At 61.9% G+C, this 21,540-nt stretch carries 19 protein-coding genes; 11 read left to right on the forward strand and 8 right to left on the reverse strand.

Features of this window, described 5'->3' with window-relative positions; translation table 11 throughout:
• Positions 1–114: 114 nt before the first annotated feature.
• Positions 115–1,818 carry a malate dehydrogenase (quinone) gene (gene mqo, locus ACQKKX_RS19345; protein ID WP_427573082.1) on the reverse strand — a complete coding sequence of 568 codons (1,704 nt, stop codon included), beginning with the start codon at positions 1,816–1,818 and terminating at the stop codon, positions 115–117.
• Between the two features lie 288 nt (positions 1,819–2,106).
• Between mqo and ACQKKX_RS19350 the strand changes: the two genes are divergently transcribed.
• On the forward strand, positions 2,107–2,784 hold the full coding sequence (locus ACQKKX_RS19350) for a response regulator transcription factor (protein ID WP_427573020.1): 678 nt from the start codon (positions 2,107–2,109) through the stop codon (positions 2,782–2,784).
• Positions 2,762–4,150, forward strand: coding sequence for an ATP-binding protein (locus ACQKKX_RS19355; protein WP_427573022.1), 1,389 nt, complete (start codon positions 2,762–2,764; stop codon positions 4,148–4,150). The genes ACQKKX_RS19350 and ACQKKX_RS19355 overlap by 23 nt, the downstream gene beginning before the upstream one ends.
• A 123-nt stretch (positions 4,151–4,273) precedes the next feature.
• On the opposite strand, the gene ACQKKX_RS19360 is transcribed toward ACQKKX_RS19355, so the two are convergent.
• The 3 genes from ACQKKX_RS19360 to ACQKKX_RS19370 all read right to left on the reverse strand — a co-directional run bounded on the left by ACQKKX_RS19360 (position 4,274) and on the right by ACQKKX_RS19370 (position 5,894).
• Positions 4,274–4,660: a hypothetical protein gene (locus tag ACQKKX_RS19360; protein ID WP_427573024.1), complete on the reverse strand. Its 387-nt coding sequence runs from the start codon at positions 4,658–4,660 to the stop codon at positions 4,274–4,276.
• Between the two features lie 253 nt (positions 4,661–4,913).
• Positions 4,914–5,159, reverse strand: coding sequence for a DUF982 domain-containing protein (locus tag ACQKKX_RS19365; RefSeq protein ID WP_427573026.1), 246 nt, complete (start codon positions 5,157–5,159; stop codon positions 4,914–4,916).
• 42 nt (positions 5,160–5,201) lie between these two features.
• Positions 5,202–5,894, reverse strand: coding sequence for a GntR family transcriptional regulator (locus ACQKKX_RS19370; RefSeq protein WP_427573028.1), 693 nt, complete (start codon positions 5,892–5,894; stop codon positions 5,202–5,204).
• Between the two features lie 512 nt (positions 5,895–6,406).
• On the opposite strand from ACQKKX_RS19370, the gene araD reads away from it, so the two are divergent.
• The 4 genes from araD (at position 6,407) to ACQKKX_RS19390 (ending at position 11,123) form a co-directional block, all read left to right on the forward strand.
• Positions 6,407–8,158, forward strand: coding sequence for an L-arabinonate dehydratase (gene araD, locus ACQKKX_RS19375; RefSeq protein ID WP_427573030.1), 1,752 nt, complete (start codon positions 6,407–6,409; stop codon positions 8,156–8,158).
• An 11-nt stretch (positions 8,159–8,169) separates the two neighbouring features.
• The gene (locus ACQKKX_RS19380) at positions 8,170–8,895 is read left to right on the forward strand and encodes a ribonuclease activity regulator RraA (protein WP_427573032.1); all 726 of its coding nucleotides are present in this window, start codon (positions 8,170–8,172) and stop codon (positions 8,893–8,895) included.
• Positions 8,896–9,348: 453 nt separating this feature from the next.
• Positions 9,349–10,398, forward strand: a complete 1,050-nt coding sequence (locus tag ACQKKX_RS19385; RefSeq protein WP_427573034.1) for a four-carbon acid sugar kinase family protein — start codon at positions 9,349–9,351, stop codon at positions 10,396–10,398.
• 2 nt (positions 10,399–10,400) lie between these two features.
• The gene (locus tag ACQKKX_RS19390) at positions 10,401–11,123 is read left to right on the forward strand and encodes a FadR/GntR family transcriptional regulator (RefSeq protein ID WP_427573036.1); all 723 of its coding nucleotides are present in this window, start codon (positions 10,401–10,403) and stop codon (positions 11,121–11,123) included.
• 70 nt (positions 11,124–11,193) lie between these two features.
• Here ACQKKX_RS19390 and ACQKKX_RS19395 read toward each other — a convergent pair whose 3' ends face one another.
• Positions 11,194–11,412 (reverse strand): hypothetical protein, encoded by a 219-nt coding sequence (locus ACQKKX_RS19395; RefSeq protein ID WP_427573038.1) that lies wholly within the window; start codon positions 11,410–11,412, stop codon positions 11,194–11,196.
• Between the two features lie 320 nt (positions 11,413–11,732).
• Here ACQKKX_RS19395 and ACQKKX_RS19400 point away from each other — a divergent pair, with 320 nt between their 5' ends.
• Positions 11,733–12,620: a hypothetical protein gene (locus tag ACQKKX_RS19400; RefSeq protein ID WP_427573040.1), complete on the forward strand. Its 888-nt coding sequence runs from the start codon at positions 11,733–11,735 to the stop codon at positions 12,618–12,620.
• Positions 12,621–12,807: 187 nt separating this feature from the next.
• Here ACQKKX_RS19400 and ACQKKX_RS19405 read toward each other — a convergent pair whose 3' ends face one another.
• From ACQKKX_RS19405 to ACQKKX_RS19415, 3 genes are read right to left on the reverse strand one after another with little or no spacing between them, the layout of a single operon-like run.
• Positions 12,808–13,929: an iron-containing alcohol dehydrogenase gene (locus ACQKKX_RS19405; RefSeq protein ID WP_427573042.1), complete on the reverse strand. Its 1,122-nt coding sequence runs from the start codon at positions 13,927–13,929 to the stop codon at positions 12,808–12,810.
• Positions 13,926–14,885, reverse strand: coding sequence for a 4-hydroxythreonine-4-phosphate dehydrogenase PdxA (gene pdxA / locus ACQKKX_RS19410; RefSeq protein WP_427573044.1), 960 nt, complete (start codon positions 14,883–14,885; stop codon positions 13,926–13,928). The genes ACQKKX_RS19405 and pdxA overlap by 4 nt, the downstream gene beginning before the upstream one ends.
• Before the next feature lie 2 nt (positions 14,886–14,887).
• Complete coding sequence (locus ACQKKX_RS19415; RefSeq protein ID WP_427573046.1) at positions 14,888–16,090, reverse strand: sialidase family protein; 1,203 nt, start codon at positions 16,088–16,090, stop codon at positions 14,888–14,890.
• Between the two features lie 352 nt (positions 16,091–16,442).
• On the opposite strand from ACQKKX_RS19415, the gene ACQKKX_RS19420 reads away from it, so the two are divergent.
• The 4 genes from ACQKKX_RS19420 to ACQKKX_RS19435 all read left to right on the forward strand — a co-directional run bounded on the left by ACQKKX_RS19420 (position 16,443) and on the right by ACQKKX_RS19435 (position 21,536).
• Entirely contained in the window at positions 16,443–17,960 is a 1,518-nt protein-coding gene (locus ACQKKX_RS19420) for an ABC transporter substrate-binding protein (protein ID WP_427573048.1), read from the forward strand.
• Positions 17,961–18,065: 105 nt separating this feature from the next.
• Positions 18,066–18,980 (forward strand): ABC transporter permease, encoded by a 915-nt coding sequence (locus tag ACQKKX_RS19425; RefSeq protein WP_427573049.1) that lies wholly within the window; start codon positions 18,066–18,068, stop codon positions 18,978–18,980.
• Positions 18,981–18,994: 14 nt separating this feature from the next.
• Positions 18,995–19,924 (forward strand): ABC transporter permease, encoded by a 930-nt coding sequence (locus ACQKKX_RS19430; RefSeq protein ID WP_427573051.1) that lies wholly within the window; start codon positions 18,995–18,997, stop codon positions 19,922–19,924.
• Positions 19,917–21,536 (forward strand): ABC transporter ATP-binding protein, encoded by a 1,620-nt coding sequence (locus ACQKKX_RS19435; RefSeq protein WP_427573052.1) that lies wholly within the window; start codon positions 19,917–19,919, stop codon positions 21,534–21,536. Before ACQKKX_RS19430 ends, ACQKKX_RS19435 begins: the two co-directional genes overlap by 8 nt.
• Positions 21,537–21,540: the final 4 nt, after the last annotated feature.

Consider the following 21,540-nt stretch of genomic DNA (forward strand, 5'->3'; position numbering starts at 1 on the left):
CCTTTCGTTCTTCAGGCCCCATCCCTAACCGATCGGTCGGAAAATCGAAACCCGCATGGCCGCACGTAAAAAGGCCCCGACGCGCGGGGCCTTCACGTCAGCTGATGGCGGTGCTTAGAGCGCCAGACCCGGGGCCATCTTCACCTCACCGGCCGGTGTCATCGGCCTGCTATAGGCGGCCGGGTCCATGGCCGGCGATGCGATGGCAAGCTGCAGGCGCTCTTCGGTGGCGGCCCATTCCTTGACGAGCATGTCCGGGTTTTCGTTGAGCTTCATGCCGTAGCTCGGCACGATCGCATGGACGCGTTCCTGCCATTCCGGCGTCTTCAGCTTTTCGCCAAACACCTTCTTCAAGACGTCGAGCATGATCGGAGCGGCAGTAGATGCGCCCGGAGAAGCGCCGAGCAGAGCCGCGATCGTGCCGTCCTCGGAGGCAACGATTTCGGTGCCGAGCTTGAGAACGCCGCCCTTTTCCGGGTCGTTCTTGATGATCTGCACGCGCTGGCCAGCCTGCCAGTAGCGCCAGTCCTCAGCCTTGGCATTAGGGAAATACACTTTCAGCGCCTCGAAACGGTCTTCGTCCGACATCATCAGCTGGCCGGCGAGATACTGCACGAGGTTGAACTCGTTGGTGCCGACCTGCAGCATGGGCCAGATGTTTTCGAGCGTAACCGAAGCCGGCAGATCGAACAGCGAACCTTCCTTCAGGAATTTGGTCGAGAAGGTTGCGAACGGTCCGAACAGGATGTGGCGCTTGCCGTCGAACACGCGGGTATCGAGATGCGGCACCGACATCGGCGGCGCTCCGGTCTCGGCCTGGCCATAGGCCTTGGCGAGGTGCTGGTTGACGATATCCGGGTTGTCGCAGACGAGGAAGGAACCGCCGACCGGGAAGCCGGCATAGGCATCGCCTTCCGGAATGCCGGACATCTGCAGCAGCGGCAGGGCGCCGCCACCAGCGCCGAGGAAGACGAACTTCGCCTTCACCGTCGTCGCGTCACCGGTCTTGGTGTTGGAGAAGCTGACGCTCCAGCTGCCGTCGTCGTTCTTGACGATATCTTCGACCTCGGACGATGTGCGCAGCGTGAATTGCTGCTGTGCCTTCAAATGCGCCACATACTGGCGCGTGATCTCGCCAAAGTTGACGTCGGTGCCGAGCGGGCTCCAGGTGACGGCCAGTTTCTGGTTCGGATCACGGCCTTCCATCATCAGCGGAACCCATTTGGCGATCTGCGCATGGTCGTTGGAGAACTGCATGCCGGCAAACAGCGGGCTCGCCTTCAGCGCTTCATAGCGCTTGGCAAGGAATTCGGTGTTCTCGTCGCCCCAGACGAAGCTCATATGCGGGGTCGAGTTGATGAACGAGCGCGGGTTCTTCAGAACGCCCATGTCGATCTGGTGCGACAGGAACTGGCGGGTGATCTGGAAGGCTTCGTTGATCTCGATCGCCTTGGAGATGTTGACATTGCCCTTGGCATCCATCGGCGAATAGTTCAGTTCGGCAAGCGCCGAGTGGCCGGTGCCGGCATTGTTCCAGCCGTTGGAGCTTTCCAGCGCCACGTCGTCGAGACGCTCGATCATCTCGATCTTCCACGTCGGCTCGAGCTGCGAGAGCAGCACGCCAAGCGTGGCGCTCATGATGCCGCCACCGATCAAAAGCACGTCGACGCTGCCGTCGGAGGCCTGACCCTGCGCCCAGGACGGCATGGCGCTGACGCCGATCGCGGCTGCACCGGTTGCGACGGAGCCCAGCAACTGGCGACGGCTCACGTTAAGGCCGCCTGTAGTGGTTTCAATGTTCTTGTTCTTGGAAGGCATATGCACCTCGGTCTTGTTATCCCGCCCGGCTGAAAGCCCTTTCGACAGGGCCAGCGGAAGCGGCACGTGGGCGCGCGACGTTCTGTCGCGCATGATCTGCTCGGGCCGGGTTTGCGCCTTCAAATTGACAAACGCCATTAAATTGGAATTTAAGAAATCGCGCAGAAGCGCCTGGCTCCGCGAATTCCATCCGGGGCGCGACGGCGGTGGGGAAATGCCAGATATGCGCGACGACCTTACCCGCTGACTGCAAGGCCGGGCGAGCGGGACAAAGCGCAGGAAGACGCCATGACCAAAGTCGTTCTGATCGAGGATGACGCCGATACGGCGCAGGATATCTGTGCCGAACTGCGAGACAGTGGCTATATCGTGGACTGGGCGGCCGACGGCCTCTCCGGTCTGGAGCGCGCGCGCGCAGCCGATGCGGACGTGCTCGTCATCGATCGCATGCTGCCCGGCATGGATGGGCTTGCCGTCATCGACACGCTGCGCCGGGAAAAGGTCCGCACGCCGGTTCTGGTGCTGAGTGCGCTCGGCGCCGTCAACGATCGCGTCAAGGGGTTGCGCGCCGGCGGCGACGACTACCTCACCAAGCCCTTTGCCGTCCTGGAACTCGTCGCCCGCATCGAGGCGCTGCTGCGCCGCCCTGCCGATACCGCGGCCAAGACCATGCGTGTCGGTCCGCTGGAAATCGACCTGATCGAACGCACCGCCAACCGCGCTGGCCGCGAGATCGAGCTTCTGCCGCGCGAATACAAGCTGCTCGAATACATGATGCGCCACAGCGAGCAGTTGCTCACCCGCGCCATGCTGTTCGAGGAAGTGTGGAAATACAAGTTCGTGCCGGACTCGAACCTCGTCGATGTCCATATGGGCCGTCTGCGCCGCAAGGTCGACGGGGCCGGCGAGGCTCCGATGATTTCCAATATCCGTGGAGAGGGCTTTGTTCTTCGCGCGCCTGACTGACTGGATCTGGAACTCTACCTTCCGCTACACGGTCGCGCTGGTGGTCGCCATCGGTGCGACGGTGATGCTGAGCCTCACCTTCGCCTATGTGACGACCAGCCGTGAACTGGTGTCGTTTCTCGACAGTCTCATCATCCAGGAATCCGACGCGATGGTCGCGCAGTCCCGGCAGGGCCTGCTGACGCAGTACGAGGAAAGACTGCGGCAGGACCCGCGTCGCTACAAGCCGGCCGGCCTGTTTACCGCGGACGGCAAACGGATTTCCGGCAACATCCGCCAGTGGCCAGCCGGCCTCGAAGTCGATCAGGCTCCGATACAGGTGGATATCGACCGCATCGACCCGGACCTGCGGATGATCCAGCCGTCACGGGCGTTGGCCCGGCGGCTCGCAGACGGCAATATCGTTGTCGTCGGGTGGAGCACCAAGGATAACGAACAAACCGCCTCGGTGGTAAGGCGCGGCCTGATTTTCGGTCTGTTGCCGGCTTTTCTTCTGGGTCTTGCCGCCTCGCTGCTGTTTGCCGTCCGCTCGCAGCGGCGCATTCGCGAAATGCAGATGCGCGCTGCCGATATCGTCGCCGGCGATTTTTCAAAACGGCTTCCGACACAAAACAGCGAGGACCCGCTCGACAAGCTCGCGCAGATCGTCAACGGCATGCTGGACGAGATTCAGACGCTGGTGGAAAACCTTGCGGCCATCGGCGACGATATCGCCCACGATCTTAGAACCCCGCTTGCGCGGGTGCGCATCGGGCTGGAGCGGGCACGCCGCAGCGCCGTGTCGGAGGAGGAGTTTCGTGCCGCCACCGACCGCGCCATTGCCGGCGTCGACCATGCGATCTCGATCATCACGGCGCTGCTGCGCATTCGCGAAATCGAGCAGACCCGCCGCTTTCAGGCTTTCGGCAATGTCGACCTTGCCGACCTGATCACCGACGTCGGCGAACTCTACGAACCCTTTGCCGAGGAAAAGCGGCTTGCGCTGACGGTTCATACCGACATCGGTGGGATCGTGCAGGGCGACCGCGACCTCCTGTTCGAGGCAGTTGCCAATCTCGTCGACAATGCCGTGAAATACACGCCGGAAGGTGGTCGGATCGACCTGGCGCTACTGGCTGAGGACAGGCAGGTTCTGATCCGCGTGAAGGACAGCGGTCCGGGCATTGCCGAAAGCGAACGCGAATTGCTGGTCCGGCGGTTCTACCGTTCCGACCGCAGCCGGCATACCAAGGGTCTTGGCCTCGGCCTGACGCTGGTATCGGCCATCGTCAAACTGCACGGTTTCAGGTTCGAGATCCGCGCGGGCGACGGGTTTACGGCGGAGATTCATGTTCCCGGTGGCGAAGCCGGGCGCAACGATGCTTGATATTTTTCCATGCAGACGAGAGGCAGTCTCCGGCCGGTGAAGAAACCTAGCCATCCGCTGCGCGCGAACCGTCAACAATAAATTGGGACATGCATCAGAGGCGTTTTCCCAACCCATGCAACGCTAGTGGTCTCTGCCGACCCGCCCGATAATGTCAGCCCGCTGGCACGTTCCGGTTGCCGGAACGATGTCGAGCTTGTCGCCCACCCTGAAATCATCCGCGGGCGTGCCGATCTCGAACTTATATCGACACGGGATGGCCTCTCCCGTCGCTGCGGTTCTTGAAAAAGACAGTTCCGCTATCGTTACGATTTTCGCATCACGACGACTGACCTCTTCGTTCCAGACGGCCTCGACCATCGCGACAGAGTGCTCGAAATGCTGGAGCCGCCATGCATAAACACCGAGAATGACAGCGCAGATCGCCAAACCGGCCAGAGGGGACACGACCCTCATGATCGTCAATTGTCGCGTCACCTTGGGGTCAAATTTCTGTCGAAGCATGACCATCCACCCCTGCCTTCCCCACAATTATGAAAGCGCATTCCGACAGACCTGATCATACGGCGCCCTACAGCGCCGGAACAGCCGTCTCGACAGGATTAGCACGCCCTAAAAATGATGGCCCGACCATGTCGCCTAGAAACGTCGTGGCGCAGCCGCTGTCGACGAAGCCCTCGATCCGCTCATCGACTCGTTCACCGGGGGTCCGGGATGAGACGGCGGTACCGCACATCCGCCGAGCCCGCGGTGCGCTCGACCGTCATTTACCGACCAGAATCCCGGCTTCCACGGCGGCTGCGACAAACGCCTGCCGCGCATCTTCATCCGCGCGCTTGCCCTTGGATACATCGGCGCAGATCAAAAGCGCCTTGTCGAGCGCCGGCTCGTCCTCGATCGGCCAGTCCTCGATCATCGCCCACGATGCGGCCTGCGTCGTCTCGATTGTCGTTTCGACCGGCGGTTCGCCGATCATCACGACGACCGGCCTGCTCCAGGGTTTCTGCATGTCTTTTGGTCCTATGAGAAAAGTGGCTCCTCATAGAACCTTTCAGCGGCGAATGTAATCCGGAAACGCGGTGCTGATCTCATCGATGATGGAAAGCGTGCCGGACAGATGCTTTCTGAGGGCCTCCATTGCCGCTTCCGCCTCTCCGGACCTGATGCCATCGATAATCGCCTGATGATCGCTGAGCACCCTCTGCATCTTGCCGGGCATGGGCAGGTTCAGCCGCCGCAGCCGATCGAGATGCACGCTCTGGCGGCGCACATTCGCCCACAGTCGATCGAGGCCCATCAGGTCGTAGAAATGCCGGTGGAATTCGCGGTCGATCTCGTCGAACCGGTCATGGGTCTCAGGGGTCGCGACGGCTCGCTGGCGCGCGAGAATCTCGCAAAGCGCGTCCGCTGTCGCTTCCGGGCTATCCTGTGTCAGCCGCCGGACCGCCTCAAGCTCGATCGACAGCCGCAGAAACTGGGCCTGGCGGGCATGCCCGAGATCGATCTTTGCAACGACCGTGGCATATTGCGGATAGACATCGACGAGCCCCTCCTCCTGGAGCCGCATCAGCGCATCGCGCACCGGCGTCTGGCTGACCCCGAATTCCGTCTGCAGCACCGCGCGCGAAAGCACCGTGCCCGGCGCGAGTTCCACCCTGAGGATCCGGTCACGCAGGATCTGCTGCACCTGCAGGGCCACCTGCCGGGAGCGATCGAGCTGTGCCCCTTTGGTCGTGTCACTCATGCATCCGTCATCCCTATTGCATTCCACATGTTCCGGTCACCCGTACACTCGCGCGCGGTTCACCGGCATCCGCCCATCGCTGATCGACGAAGCCGCGAAGCCGCGAAGCCGCGAAGCCGCGAAGCCGCGAAGCGTTACCTCGGGGAGATCTGCCCCGCCACGACAATGATCACATAATCGACGTTGATGCACTGATGTTTTAGTGCTTCAATGGACTCGGAGGGAAGGAGGATGGCAATTGGCAGTCTCTACGCATGGTCGAAGTGCGGACGATGAACGCTTCGATCCCGGTGTCAGCCGCTACCTGATCTTATGCCAACGCCCATGCTTGTTCCGAGCCCATGGGGATGCCGGAGGCCTCGGACAGCGGCGACGATACGCACCATGACGCTACGCGGCCCCCATCTTATCGCCGTCAGTGCGCCCTCACCCACCTGTCCGTCATGCCAGACAAGCCGCCAGTCATCGCTGAGAAATTGATGGCTTTTGCGCCAGTTACGAAAGTTCATTTGATGTCCAACAACGCGCTTCCGAAAATCAAAAGGCCGCAAGACCTGCGCAGCGCCCGCTGGTTCGCGCCCGATGACCTGCGCTCCTTTGGCCACCGCTCGCGCATGATGCAGCTCGGTTATTCCGAAGAGGAGTTTCGCGACAAGCCGGTCATCGGCGTGCTCGATACATGGTCCGAGCTCAACACCTGCCACGCCCATTTCAAGGAACGCGTTCAGGATGTGAAGCGCGGCATCTTTCAGGCAGGCGGCTTTGCGGTGCAGATGCCGTCGCTGTCGCTGGATGAAAGTTCGCTGAAACCGACCTCGATGCTTTATCGCAACATGCTGGCCATGGAGACGGAAGAGATGATCCGCGCCCATCCGCTCGATGGCGTAGTGCTGATGGGCGGTTGCGACAAGACAACGCCGGGCCTTATCATGGGTGCGATCTCCGCCGGCGTGCCTATGATCTACCTGCCCGCCGGGCCGATGTTGCGCGGCAATTATGCCGGTCAGGTTCTCGGCTCCGGCTCCGATGGCTGGAAATACTGGGACGAGCGCCGCGCCGGCCTTATTACCGACGAGCAATGGCTGGGCGTTCAGGGCGGTATCGCCCGCTCGGCCGGCACGTGTATGACCATGGGCACAGCATCCACCATGACGGCGATTGCCGACGCTATGGGGCTGACCCTCCCGGGCGCCTCCTCAATCCCCGCCGTCGACGCCAACCACCAGCGCATGGGGGCAGATTGCGGCCGCCGCATCGTTGACATGGTCTGGGAGGACCTGACGCCGCAGCGGATCGTCACCGAGGGCGCCTGCCGCAACGCCGCGATCGTCGCCATGGCGACCGGCTGTTCCACCAATGCCGTCGTCCATCTCATCGCCATGGCGCGCCGCGCCGGCGTCGACCTGACGCTTGACGATCTCGATGCGCTCGGCCGCGTTACACCTTTGATCGCCAATGTTCGCCCCTCGGGAAAAGACTACCTGATGGAGGACTTTTTTTATGCGGGTGGACTGCGCGCGCTGATGAAGCAGATCGAGGACCGGCTCGACCTCTCCGTCATGACCGTCACCGGCCGCACGATGGGCGAAAACCTTGAAGGCGCAAAGGTTTATAACGACGACGTCATCCGGCCGTTCTCCAACCCGGTCTATCACGAAGGGTCGCTTGCCGTGCTGCGCGGCAACCTGTGCCCGAACGGCAGCGTCATCAAGCCCGCCGCCTGCGATCCGCGCTTCCATGTGCACGAAGGCCCGGCCATGGTGTTTGACAGCTACCCGGAGATGAAGAAGGCGGTGGACGACGAAAACCTCGATGTCACGCCCGACCATGTTCTGGTGCTGCGCAATGCCGGGCCTCTCGGCGGCCCCGGTTTTCCCGAATGGGGCATGCTGCCCATCCCGAAAGCGCTGATCAGAAAGGGTCATCGCGACATGCTGCGCATTTCCGATGCCCGCATGTCCGGTACCTCCTACGGCGCCTGCGTGCTGCATGTGTCGCCGGAAAGTTTTGTCGGCGGTCCGCTGGCGTTCCTGAAGAATGGCGACATCATCCGCCTCGACCTGCCCAACCGCCGGCTCGACATGCTGGTGATCGAGGAGGAACTGGCGCTTCGCCAGGCCGAATGGAGGGCGCCCGAACCGCGTTTCCAGCGCGGCTATGGCTGGATGTTCTCAAAACACGTCACCCAGGCCGATCAGGGCTGCGATTTCGATTTTCTGGAAACCGGGTTCGGCAGATCGGCCGGTGAGCCGGATATTTATTGAGGAGGGAAACAATGACCGACTACGTGCTCAGCGACGCCGTGCGCGCCAGATTCAAGAAGATTTCAACGGCCTCGCTGGCAACCGCTCTGTTCAAGCGCGGGTTGCGCAACCAGTTCATCCAGGGCGTCGTGCCGGTTTCGCCGAAGAGCGAAACCATGGTCGGCCAGGCGTTCACGCTGCGCTATATCGTGGCGCGCGAGGATCGCAACCCGATCACCGTGTTCCGCAATGCCGATCACCCGCAGCGTGTGGCCATTGAGACCTGCCCACCCGGCCATGTGCTCGTCATGGACAGCCGCAAGGACGCTCGCGCCGCCACCGCCGGCTCGATCCTGATCACGCGGCTGGCGCTGCGCGGTGCGGCTGGCGTCGTGACGGATGGCGGCTTTCGCGACGCGGCGGGCATCGGCGCGCTCGACATGCCGGCCTATTTCGCAAAACCCTCGGCACCCACCAACCTCACGCTGCACGAGGCGATCGACATCAACGTGCCGATCTCATGCGGCGATGTCGCCGTGTTTCCTGGCGACGTCCTGGTCGGTGACCACGACGGCGTCATGGTGATCCCCGCCCATCTGGCAGACGAACTGGCGGAGGAATGCACCGCCATGGAAAGCTACGAGGATTTCGTACTGGAACAGGTCAAGGCCGGCGAGGCAATTATCGGCCTCTACCCGCAGACGAATGATGAATATCGCGAACGATATGAGGCCTGGCGCAAGAAGAACGACTGCTGACGACAAAGGCCAACTAACCCTGTCGGCGTTGGCCAAGCGGCATGACGCACCATGGCACTCGTGTGCGATGCGCAGCGACGACCTCGGCCAGGCCGGATCCGGCACTTTTACGCACGGCGGCCTCAACGCCGCCCGCCTCTTCGCCCCGCCGCAAACACGCTCGACCGACACCGAAATAGACGACACTGCCCCCGGGTCTGCTCGCGCCTCGCAGCCACCCTGTCATTTCCGATCCGGAACCTGAATAGCGCAACCAGCGGATCAGGCTGCTCTCAAGAAAAGCAGTGCAACCACTGCGATACACGCCCCAACATGAGATTGCCGCAGGCCTCAATTCGGCACCCACGTCACCGGACGACGATCGCCTCAAACATTTGTAACATTTTTTCCACTAGCTATTGAGAATGAAGCCTTTTAGAGTAGAAGAAAGATTACAACATACGGTGCGGATGCATGCTGGCCATTCTTGCGGACGACCTGACTGGAGCCCTGGACTCGGCGGCTCCCTTTGCTGGACGCGGTCTTCGCACCGAGGTTGCACTTACCCGTGATGCCATGACCGCCATCGTGGCCGATCGGCCGGATGTCATCGCCATCAATCTCCATACGAGGGAGATCGGCGTGGACGCGGCACGTGCCGCGACCGCCTCCGCGATCGGCATGCTGCCCACGGGTACACGCCTGTTCAAGAAAGTCGATTCCCGGCTTAAGGGCAATATCGTCGCCGAGCTCGACGCCATCCCGTTTGCCCGCGCCCTGGTTGTTCCCGCCATTCCGGAATTCAACCGTATTGTAGAAGGCGGTTCCGTTCGCGGTTTTGGTGTTGACATGCCCGTCGACATCGCCGGAAAGCTCGGCCCCCATGCCGTGCGCGCCGTCATACCCGACACGAGTAGCGCCGCCGACATCGACGCCGCACTCGACGTCGCTCAGGCTGACGGCACCGACCTCTTGATCGGCGCGCGCGGTCTGGCCGAGGCGCTGGCACGACGCATGACGGCGCAGGTGCAGGCGCGACCGGCCGACATTCCGACGGGCCGCATCACTTTCGTCATCGGCTCGCGCGATCCGATCACGCTCGCCCAGATCGATACGCTGCGTGCCGGACACGACATTGCCTATATCGCCGCGCCGAACGGCCGGATCGCCGAAACGGTCAGGCCCGACGCCGCCCTGACGCTGGTCCAGGCAACGCCGGGCGATAGCGAACTTGACCCACAGGACGTTTCCGAGGCGCTGGCCGACGGGCTGTCCGAAGCCTTCCGCGCAACTTCGCCGCCCGACGTCGGATCGACCGGTACGCTTCTGCTGTCTGGCGGTGCAACGGCCGAGGCCGTGATGCGTCGCTTGAGCGTTACCCGCCTGCGGCTGCATGGCGAATGCCTGCCAGGCCTTGGGCTCGGCTCCGCGGATGGACGCTGCATCATTGCCAAATCCGGCGGTTTCGGCCATCCCGATACGTTGAAAAGGATTGCGGACATGGCGCTGGGAAGGGTGATCTGAAAATGGGAGTGGAAACGGGAACCGCCCGCAAGAACTTGGCCGATATCGTGTTCGAGCGTTTGCTGCGCGCCATCAAGTCGGGCGCCTACAAGCCGGATGAACGCCTGCCGACCGAACATGACCTCGCCGCCGAATTCGAGGTGTCCCGCCCTGTCATCCGCGAGGCGTTGAAACGCCTGCGCGATCAGAGCCTGATCTATTCGCGCCGCGGCGCCGGCAGTTTCGTCCGTTCCACCGGCCTTCGAAATCCGCTGGGCTTCGGCCAGCTGGAAAACGTCGCCGACCTTTTGAACTGTTACGAGTTTCGCCTGACGCTGGAACCGGCCGCGGCCGCCGCAGCCGCAAGCCGCCACGATGCCGACAACCTGAAAGCGATCCGCCAGGCCTTGGAAATGCTGCGTGATGCCACCAACCGGCAGTCGCACCGCGAAGACGCCGATTTCCAGTTCCATCTTGCCATCGCGCGTGCCGCACAGAACAATTACTTCTCAACCGCCATGGAAGCACTCAAGGACCATATCGCCGTCGGCATGAAATTCCATGGCGCCTCGGTCAAGCGCGAGGCCTCGGGCCTGTCCCGCGTCTTCGGCGAGCACGACGCGATCGCCACGGCCATCGCCAATCGCGATGGAGACGAGGCCAGACGGCTGATGCTCGAGCACCTGCAGGGATCACGCGAGCGGCTGTTCCAATCGTCCTATCAGTTGATGCACGCGCCGAAATAGTGGTGCACATGCGACGCCGGGCCCCCGTCGGGGCCGCGGGCCATCCGTCTCGAATGGCTCTGCCGTTGCCTTAATCAGCTTTGGCGTTCTGGCTGTCCCTTATCCTCCGCCACCTGATGAGATAGCCGAATCCCGGCCCGATCAGCATGCCCCCAATGATCCAGTGGATCAGAGTCAGCGGCTTTTCGTCCGGATCGTGGTCGGTGAGATAGAGGAAGAGAAAGAATAAAGCGACGCCCAGAAACATGAGCGCGATTGGAAAAAAGACGCTGCTGCGAAAGGCTTTCATGGGAACACTTTCTTGAGGACAGGCAAAGCTCTGATGGAGATAATGGAGCCGACGCCTGCAGCAAGGGGCTTGTCAGCAAGAGGTGCCTGCACATGCGTCCCAAGGAACCGAGCTTGGCACCACGTGTTGACCTTTTTATCCTGCAGCCGCCCCCCCCCCGTCGTCGTGATCGGTTCGTCTTCCCCGCCCCGCCACGTACAAGCCAGGCGCACCGCCTGTGCCTTTGGCCGTCAACTTGGCGGCCGCCTTGCCAGTGCGACACCCTCCTAGGATGGAACTTCTCCTGCAAATTCGACTTGAGGTAGAAATCGGAGGCTGTCATGTCCCTTACCCGCCGCCAAGCCGTCGCGTCTGCTCTAAGCCTGCCGCTTCTGCCGCTGTTGTCCCGACCGGATGTGCGGGCTGCCGACGATGACAGTGCGTTGTTCTGGCGCTTCAAGACGGCATCCGCGCAGGCAATTTTGTTCGGCTATGTCAGGGGGCGCGCCGATGCGTTCCCGCAGGTGATTGACGACGGCAAGCGGCATATCGACAGGACCGACACCATCATCGCCGATGTCGATCCGGCCACGACGCTTGGCAGCATGACCTTCGAGAAGCATGATCTGAAGCCGATTTTCCTTAAACTGCCGAAAGCGGCCCAGGACGAGCTTGCGACGATCTTTGCGGGATCGAAGGCGATACCGTCCTTTTCCAACCTGACGGCGCTGGAGCTGAATATCCTGCTGGCGGGGGAAGGCCAGCATGGTTTCAGCGCTGAGGCCCCAAGCCTTGGCGGCGCGCTTCTGACCTATGGTCAATCCCTGAAGCGGCCCGTCGCAACGCTGCTGGCGCGCAACGAGATCGCGGCGCTGACAAAACCGTTGACACTCGACACCGCCAACGCGGTCGCTCCCGATAGCGTCATCTACCTGCTCGGTCTGCGCCGACGCTTCGGTCCGATAGGGGCGCATCTCGATAACCTCTACGGTGCCCGCAAAGGCGGCGAACTGGGCAGGCTGGGCGCGGAAATGAGATCGCGCGGCGTGATCGACCTCACTCATTTCCTCAATCTGGAGGGCATGCGCGCGCTGCTGATCGACCGGCTTTCAAGCCTGCCTGCCGGCACCGACGCCTTCATCACGCTGCCGATCGGCCTCCTCGCCGGACCTGACGGCATCTGTGACGCCCTGCGGTCCCGCGGCGCCGAAGTGACGGCGATCGGGTGAAACTGCCGGGCACATTCGGCCGACTATAGGCACGGCACCACCGCCGAAGCCCGCTGATCAAGGCCGCATGTCGTTCATGGCGCGAGGCTGGCGCGTGAAGGCCCGCCTTGGCGCACAGGCAGGCTTCAGCGCAACGGGGCGCTCTGCCAGTCCCGTGCGCATCGCCCATCTTGCACCACACCGGGCCTCAGAAACTGGCCCGGTAAATCCCGAGCACATCCTCAACGCTCATATCGGCCGGATTGTGATCCATCAGCCGGCGAATGGCATGCGCATCGGCCGCAAAGCGCGGCAGGTCTTCTTCTTTCGCACCATGTCTTGCCAGCGACATCTCGATGCCGAGATCGGCACAGAAGGCGTGGCCTGCACCGCTCAGATCAGCCTGCGACAGACCCTTGCCGAAACCGAGCGCTTCCGCCACTTCGGCCGTCTTGTCCGCCACGACCGGCTGGTTGAAAGCGAGCACGTGCGGAAACACGATGGCATTGGCCAGCCCGTGCGGCAGATGCAACAACGTGCCGAGCGGATAGGCGATGGCATGGCCTGCCGCCGTGTTGACCGGCCCGAGGCAGATACCGCCATAATAGGAGGCGAGCATCATGCCCTCGCGGGCCTCCCGGTCCGATCCGTCCTTCACCGCGCGGGCCAGATATTTGCCGACGAGCGAAAAACCCATGCGGGCAAAACCGTCGATCATCGGATGCGCGCGCTTGCTGGTAAACGCCTCGACGCAATGCGCCATGGCATCCACACCGGTCGCGGCAGTTACCGCCGGCGGCACCGAATAGGTGAGCTCCGGGTCGAGCACGGCGAGATCGGCGATCAGATGCGGGCTTTCCACCGCGATCTTGGCTCCGGAGACGGGATCGGTGATCAGCGAACGGATACCGGCTTCCGAACCGGTGCCGGCGGTCGTCGCCACCTGCGCAAGCCGCGTGCTTCTTCCCGCCACCTTGTTGGGACCGGCGACATCGGCAAGCGCCTGCTCGCCATCCCAGAGCGCCGCCACCAGCTTGGCGACATCCATGACGGAACCGCCGCCGAGACCGACAACGAGATCCGGTTTAGCCGCACGCGCTGCAGCGAGCGCCGCATCGAGCGTGGCAATTTCCGGCTCGCCGGGAATGGCATCGAACAGAGAAACCTTGCCCGGCAGTTTCAGCCGGTCGACAAAGCCGGCGGTAATCGGCGTGGCGATCACCAGCGTCGAGGCAACGTCACCGGCCCAGGGACCGACTTCGCCGATCGTGCCGGCGCCGACGATCAGCCGTTTTGGCTGATGCAGGATGATGACGGGAGCGCTGCTCATGCCTTGTTCCCCTTGCCACCGGTCACCAGCTTGCGGGCATAAGCAATGGCTTCCAGCATGTTGCCATGGTTGGCGATGCCCTTGCCGGCAATGTCGAAGGCTGTGCCGTGGTCGACCGAGGTGCGGTCGATCGGCAGGTCGACGGAGACGTTCACTGCCGTATCGAAGGCAACGAGCTTGATCGGGATATGGCCCTGGTCGTGATATTGCGCGACCACCAGATCGAAGGCGCCGGAATAGGCGCGGTGGAACACGGTGTCGGCCGAGATCGGACCATAGGCATCGATGCCTTCGGCACGGGCAGCGGCAACGGCCGGGGCGATCTGGTTGTCATCCTCGGTGCCGAAAAGGCCGTTTTCGCCGCAATGCGGATTGATGCCGGCAACTGCGATGCGGGGCGCTGCATAACCCGTGCGCTTCAAATGGTCATTGCCGGCCTTGATCGTGGCCAGCACCCCCTCGGTGGTGGCACGGCGGATGGCTTCCTGCAGCGACACGTGGGTGGACACGTGGATGACCTTCAGCTTTTCCGAGGCCAGCAGCATATAGGCAGCCGCCGATTTCGTCAGGCTGCGCAGCATGCCGGTATGGCCGTCGTAATGATGACCGGCCAGATTGAGCGCCTCCTTGTTGATCGGTGCGGTCACGACGCAGCCGATCACGCCGACTTCGGCATCACGCACGGCCTTTTCGATAAAACGGAAGGCCGCATCGCCGGCAACCGGCGACAACATGCCCCATGGCAGCGGCGCGCCTTCGATCGGCAGATCGATGACGTAAGGCGCGAGATCGATATCGACGCCCAGCGCCTTACGGGCAGCTTCCAGCGTCGGCAGGTTGCCGTAGATACGGGTATTGGCGCGGTCCGCGTCACCCATTTCGGCCAGCGCCCGCACCGTGATTTCCGGTCCGACGCCGCAGGGGTCACCCATGGTGATGCCGATGATACTGCTCATGATTATTCTCCCACTGCGGTCCGTGAACTGGCATTGGCCCAGCCAGGAGCCAGACGAACATATTTGATGGCGCGCCTGTAATAGGTGTAGGCGATGTGAAGACTGCCGTCGGTGCCTTCCAAGAGCCACGGATAGGACATTTCCTTGTTGTGGCCGTCGATGGAATTGTTCGACATGCAGGTGCCCGGGCCGTCCTCGATGACGATCCGCTGCGAAAAACTTTTTGCCCCGTCATCGGATAGGCACACGGACACGGGCGCGCGCGGCACGCCCCAGATCGGCACGCAGCCGCCATCCGGATCGGCATCCGGTCGGTCGTCATCCTCACCCAGCTCGTCGTAAAGCGAAGCGCGGCGGTCGCTCGACATCTGCGCATTCACCGGGTTGCAGATCATCGCGATCCGCCCGTCCTTGAGAGTAATCGCGGCAACGGAAGAGTTGTTGTTGGGCACATCCGTCGCCTGTGGCACAGACCATGTGCGGCCACCATCGGCGCTTTCCGTGCGATAGACGAAATCGGCCTGACGACGACGAAACACCGCCGCCAGCTTGTCGCTGCCGATCGAGAACGGGCTCATATGGACGCAGCCGGTCGACTGGTCGAGATCTTCGAGGACCCAGGTCTTGCCGCCATCCTGCGAAATGCCGACCGCGGCGCGGTCATGGCTGCCGTTCCATTTCTGGCCGGGACGCTGGATGCAGCGAAAGATCGGCAGAAGCCATGCGCCATCATCTTGCACCACCAGCGGCGCACGCACGAAACAGCCGCGCGGCAGATCGAGATAGTCTCCCTCGCCCGCCGTCAGCTTTGTCGGGTCGCTAGGATCACGCGAAATTTCCGCCATGCGGATACGGCATTCATCCTGATTGCCGGAAGGCTGCGAGGTGTGGAACAGGATGAGCCTGCCATCCGGTGCCGCAAACAGAACCGGGTTCTGCTCGGAATGTCTTGGGTCGAAACTCAGGCGCTGCGGTTCACCCCACTGGTCGGAGCCCTCGGCAAGAACCGAAGCGAAGACGGAAATGTCCGACTTTCCTTCCAGCGTGCCGCCGAACCATGCGCAGATCAGCGCACCATCCTCAGCCAGATGCAGAAAGGATGCGTGGTTCTGGATCATCGGAGAGGCAAGCATCGCCTCATGGCGTCCATGGCCAACGGCTTTCACCGTGCCGTTCATGACGGTTGCAATCTGTTCAGGCGTCATCAGGGTCTCCTCTTATCCCCATGAAAATCACCCAAATAACAAAGTTGTCAAGTTTGAAAAATTTGCCAATTTGCCATTGACGATCAGAACACTAGACACATGTGTTTGAAATTAAACCGTTTTATGAAAGTCGATTTTGTACAAATTGACGGCTCCGAATATTTAATTTGACAAACTTGACAAGAAATCCGATGGTCTGCGTCAGCCCAACAGGCATAGATCAAGGGACGGAGGCATCCCGGTCGAAGCAAAGGGCCACGGAGGAATGCCTTCAGACTGCGCGGCTAAGAACAGCCGGCGCGCCATGAACAGCAAGCGGTGCGCAACGTGCACCCAGAGGGAGGAGAATGACATGAAGACTTCGCATTTGCTTGGAGCCTTGCTCGGATCCGTCCTCGCACTCGGCTCCGGCGTTGCGCCGGCTTATGCCGCGTCGAGCGACATCAAGATCGTCCTGCCGGAAGAGGCCGACCTGCTCGAGCCCTGCATGGCAACGCGCTCCAATATCGGCCGCGTCATCATGGAAAATGTCAGCGAAACGCTGACCGAACTCGACGTGCGCGACAAAAAGGGCGTCATGCCGCGTCTCGCTGAGAAGTGGGAACAGAATGCCGATGGTAGCTGGCGTTTCCACCTGCGCCAGGGCGTGAAATTTTCCGACGGCAAGACGTTTGGCGCCAAGGATGTCAAATATTCGTTCGACCGCATTTTCAGCGACAAGAACATCTGCGAGTCCCGCCGTTATTTCGGTGGCATGAAGTTCGACGTGAATGTCGTTGACGACAACACCATCGACTTCAAGGTCGATCCGGTTCAGCCCATCCTGCCGCTGCTTCTGTCGCTCGTCACCATCGTTCCGGAAGGCACGCCGCTGGAATTCGTGCGCGAGCCGATCGGCACCGGCCCGTACAAGCTGTCCAACTGGACACCGGGCCAGCAGATCGTTCTCGATGCCCGTGACGATTATTGGGGCAAGAAGCCGGCCGTCACCAAGGCAACCTACCTGTTCCGCTCCGATCCGGCCGTTCGCGCCGCCATGGTTGAGGCCGGCGAAGCCGATCTTGCACCGTCGATCTCGCAGGTCGAAGCCACCAACGAGAAGACTGACTTCTCATACCTCGACAGCGAAACAGTCTATCTGCGTATCGATGGCAATATCGCGCCGCTCAACGATGTCCGCGTCCGCAAGGCGCTGAATCTGGCCATCGATCGTCAGGCCTTCATCGGCACGCTGGTCCCGCAGGATGCGGTTCTCGCCACCGCTCTGGTGCCGCCGACCACGCTCGGCTGGAACCCGGATGTGAAAGTGCCCGCCTACGACCCGGATCAGGCCAAGAAACTGCTTGAAGAAGCCAAGGCTGCCGGCGTTCCGGTCGACACCCCGATCACCGTCGTTGCCCGCACGGCCAACTTCCCGAACGTGACGGAAATCATGGAAGCCATCCAGGCGCAGTTGCAGGATGTCGGCTTCAAGATCGACCTGAAATTCGTCGAAGTCGCCGAACACGAGGTCTATTACTCGAAGCCGTTCAAGGAAGGTCGCGGCCCCACCATCGTCGCTGCCATGCACGACAATTCCAAGGGCGACCCGTCCTTCACCATGTTCTTCAAGTACCACAGCAATGGCACCCAATCGGGTTATTCCGATCCGAAGGTCGATGATCTCATCGCCCGCGCTTCGGCCGCCACCGGTGATGAGCGTGCAAAACTCTGGTCGGAACTGATCGCCTATGTCCACGACGATCTCGTCGCCGACGTCGCGCTCTTCCACATGGTCGGTTACTCGCGCGTTTCCGAACGTCTCGACTTCAAGCCCAGCATCGCCACCAACTCCATGCTGCAGCTCTCCGAGATCGGCATCAAGAACTAACTACCACCTCAAGGGTGACCCCGCACCGAATGCGGGGGTCGCCCCAAAATCGAAGCGAAATGGGCGGCGGCTTCGTCGCCGTCCATTCCAGCAATCGAGGTCATCATGCTCAGTTTCATCCGCAAGCGCGCCTTTGCCAGCCTCATCTCCCTGATCGGGCTGCTGGTCATGGTGTTCTTCCTGTCGCGCCTGACGGGCGATCCGGCATCCCTCTTTCTCCCCGTCGAAGCCTCCGCCGAGATGAAGGCCGAGTTCCGCGCCCTTCACGGCCTCGACCAGCCGCTGCTCGTGCAGTTCGGCCAGTATGTCGGCAACGTCCTGACCGGCGATCTGGGCGAAAGCCTGCGCAAGGCCCGCCCCGCGCTCGATGTCGTGCTCGAAGCCTTCACCTGGACACTCTGGCTCGCCCTCATCACCATGACGCTGGTCACGGTCTGCGCCATCGTCGTCGGCTCGCTCGCCGCTTTCCGCACCGGCGGCTTTTTCGACCGCTTTTCCTCGATGGTTTCGCTGATCGGCGCGTCCGTGCCGGATTTCTGGCTCGCCATCGTCGCCATCGTCGTCTTCGCCATCCAGCTCTCGTGGCTGCCGACATCCGGCACCGGCTCGCTCGCTCACTGGATCCTGCCGATCTGCGTGCTCTTCGTGCGCCCCTTCGGCATCATCGTTCAGGTTGTGCGCGGCTCGATGATTTCGGCGCTCTCGTCCGCTTACGTGAAGACGGCCCGCGCCAAGGGCGTCAAATCCGGCCCGATCATCTTCGTCCACGCATTGCGCAACGCCATGCTGCCGGTCATCACCGTCATCGGCGACCAGGCGGCGAGCCTGCTCAACGGCGCCGTCGTCATCGAAACCATTTTCGGTTTCCCGGGCGTCGGCAAGCTGATGATCGACAGCATCCTGCAGCGTGACTTCAACGTCGTTTTGGCGGCGATCCTCGTTACCGCTTTTGCCATCTTCCTCATGAACCTCGTGATCGACCTGGCCTATGCCCTGCTTGATCCGCGCATCCGCTACTGAGGATCGATATGACCATGGCCATTCAATCCACACCGACTAAAGAAATCATCGCGGAAGAACCGAGCGCCATCGTGCGCATGGGCCGCATGCTGTGGGCCGACAAGTTCGCGCTCTGTGCCGCCATTTTTCTCGTCTTCGTCATCGTCATGGCCATCATCGGCCCGACCCTGCTCGATGATCTCGCAACCAAGCAAAACCTGCGCGGCCGCAACCTCGCGCCCTTCATGTTCGACCGCGAATGGTTCATGTGGCTGGGTGCCGATGCGCTCGGTCGCCCGCTCTGGCCGCGCATCATCGTCGCCACCCAGAACACCATCATGGTCGCCGCCGGCGCCGTGCTGATCTCGGCCATCATCGGCACGCTGCTCGGCCTGATCGCCGGCTTTGCCTCGGAGCGCGTAAGCCAGGTCATCATGCGTCTCGCCGACGTCATCATGTCCTTTCCATCGCTGCTCGTCGCGGTGATCGTGCTCTACATCCTCGGCTCGTCCATCATGAACCTGATGCTGGTGCTGTCGATTACCCGTATCCCGGTTTATCTGCGCACCACCCGCGCTGAAGTTCTGGAAATCAAGAGCCGCATGTTCGTGCAGGCCGCCAAGGTCATGGGTGCGTCGTCCAAGCGCATCCTGTTCCGCCACATCCTGCCGGTGGTGCTGCCAACGCTGACGACGCTTGCCACGCTCGATTTCGCCTATGTCATGCTGGCGGAAAGCGCGCTTTCCTTCCTCGGCATCGGCATCCAGCCGCCGGAAATCACCTGGGGCCTGATGATCTCTCAAGGCCGTCAGTACCTCACCAATGCATGGTGGCTGTCCTTCTGGCCGGGTCTGGCGATCATCCTCACCACGCTCTCGCTCAACCTTCTGTCCAACTGGCTGCGTATCGCGCTCGACCCCGTGCAGCGCTGGCGCCTGGAAATGAAAGGACCGAAACATGGCTGACCATCTTCTCGAAGTCCGCAACCTCTCGGTCGACTTCCACACTGCCTCGGGTGTCGTGCATGCCGTGCGCAACATCTCCTATTATCTCGACCGTGGCGAAACGCTCGCCATCCTCGGCGAGAGCGGTTCCGGCAAGTCGGTCTCGTCCTCCGCGATCATGAACCTCATTGACATGCCGCCCGGAAAAATCTCGTCCGGGGAAATCCTGCTCGACGGCAAGGATCTCTTCAAGATGAGCGCCGAGCAGCGTCGCGAAGTCAACGGCCGCCGCATCGCCATGATCTTTCAGGACCCGCTCAGCCACCTGAACCCGGTCTATACCGTCGGCTGGCAGATGCGCGAGGCGCTCAAAACCCACGGCAAGGGCAATAGCGAAGCCCAGGCCGAGGCTTTGCGCCTGTTCAAGCGCGTCGCCCTGCCCGATCCCGAACGCGCGCTCGACAAATATCCGCACGAATTTTCCGGCGGCCAGCGCCAGCGTGTCATGATCGCCATGGCGCTTGCCCTGAAACCTGACCTGCTGATCGCCGACGAACCGACCACCGCGCTCGACGTGACGGTACAGGCGGAAGTGTTGAACCTCTTAAAGGAACTGCAGCGCGAAACCGGCATGGGCGTGCTGATCATCACCCACGATCTCGGTGTCGTCTCCGAAGTCGCCGACCGCGTCGTCGTCATGGAAAAGGGCCAGTTGGTCGAAAGCGGCACGGTGCGCGAGGTCTATCACAACCCGCAGCACGCCTATACGAAAAAGCTGATCGCCGCCGCTCCCGGCAAGGGCGACATGCACGAGCCAGCGACGTCAGACGACGCCATCCTCCGCGTCAAGGATGCCCGCAAGTTCTATGGCGGCTTCGAAGCCCTGAAAGGCATTTCTTTCGATCTCAAGGCTGGCGAAACCGTTGCGGTTGTCGGCGAAAGCGGCTCGGGCAAATCCACTCTCGCCCGAATCCTGCTGCGCCTTGAAGAGGCTGATGGCGGCACTGCCGAATGGAAGGGCAAGGACCTTTTCACCATGTCGCCGGGCGATCTGTTCAAGCTGCGCCGTGACCTGCAGATGGTGTTTCAGGACCCGACCCAGTCGCTCAATCCGCGCATGACGGTGTTTCAGCTGATTTCGGAAGCCTGGGTCATCCACCCTGAAATTCTGCCCAAGGCAAAATGGCGTGAACGCGTCGCCGAACTGCTGGGTCAGGTCGGCCTGTCCGCCGAACATATGGGGCGCTATCCGCACCAGTTCTCCGGCGGCCAGCGCCAGCGCATCGCCATTGCGCGCGCGCTGGCGCTCGAACCGCAACTGATCGTCTGCGACGAAGCCGTCTCGGCACTCGACGTTTCGGTTCAGGCGCAGGTGATCACGCTTCTCGACAAGCTGCGCAAGGAGATGGGCATCGCCTTCATCTTCATCGCGCACGACCTGCCGCTGGTGCGTGACTTCGCCGATTACGTCATGGTCATGCAGAAGGGCGAGGTGGTGGAATACGGCACCGTCGCGCAGGTCTTCGACAACCCCCAAATGCCCTACACGCAGGCGCTTCTCGCCGCCAGCCTCGATCCCGACCCGGACGTGCAGGCGGCAAACCGCAATGCGCGCCTCGCCAAAGCATCCTGACAGG

This window comes from Neorhizobium sp. NPDC001467, from assembly GCF_050275975.1.
Taxonomy (GTDB): Bacteria; Pseudomonadota; Alphaproteobacteria; order Rhizobiales; family Rhizobiaceae; genus Neorhizobium.